This is a genomic window from Vibrio sp. 10N.222.46.A1 (assembly GCF_041473595.1).
Taxonomy (GTDB): Bacteria; Pseudomonadota; Gammaproteobacteria; order Enterobacterales; family Vibrionaceae; genus Vibrio; species Vibrio tasmaniensis_A.
The window spans coordinates 1-751 of record NZ_JBFRSN010000611.1 but is presented as its reverse complement, the minus strand read 5'-3'; the positions used below and the strand labels follow the sequence as shown (position 1 = coordinate 751).

General features: G+C 42.9%; 1 protein-coding gene. It reads right to left on the bottom strand.

The window, feature by feature from the left end:
- On the bottom strand, nucleotides 1-751 hold a 751-nt coding region (locus AB4496_RS16970; RefSeq protein WP_372131436.1), incomplete at both ends, for a HAMP domain-containing protein.

The window sequence follows — 751 nt, the reverse complement described above, 5'->3', positions numbered from 1 at the left end:
GTTAGTTTGTTCTGCAATCTCGCCAATAACCTGTAACACACCATCTATCTTTTTAGACTGGTCGTGGAGTGAATTCATGTGTTGACTTGTGGTCACCACATTCTGTTCTAAAGAGCCAATAGATTGCGTCGACTTTTGCACAAGGTTTTGAGCATTATGAGCGTCATTGTTAGCTTCATTCGTTGCACTAGCCACTTGATGAGCACTTTGTGCCACTTCGTTTGCTGTACTACTCATCTCAGTAACAGCTGTCACCACCTGCTCTGTCTCGTGGTTGTGCTCTTGAAGTTGATTACTTAGGTGAACCGTTTGGCTACTTATTTGGTCAGTGGCCGTCGTAACATTATTTGTAGCTTTCGAAACATCAGTAATAATATTGTGGAGCTTGCCGATAAACTGGTTAAATGCTTTACCTAATTGTCCAATTTCATCTGTACCCGACACATTAATTCGATGGGTAAGATCACCTTCACCATTTGCAATGTCGATAAAGGTGTTAAGCATGTCTTTGATTGGGGCAATCATGCGCGAAGCGACATAAGACATGATCAGACAAGTTAGGGCTACTAATGCAAGCGCAGTAATGACAATTGTTGAAATTTGCGTTTCCATACGCTCACTGGCTTCTTGACGGTAAACCTCTGTAGCCTTAGCAATGTCATCAATATACAGACCCGTTCCTAAGAACCAACCTGTTCCAGAAATAGGAGCAGCGTACGCAATTTTTGGTTGAGGGACAGACGATCCAGGC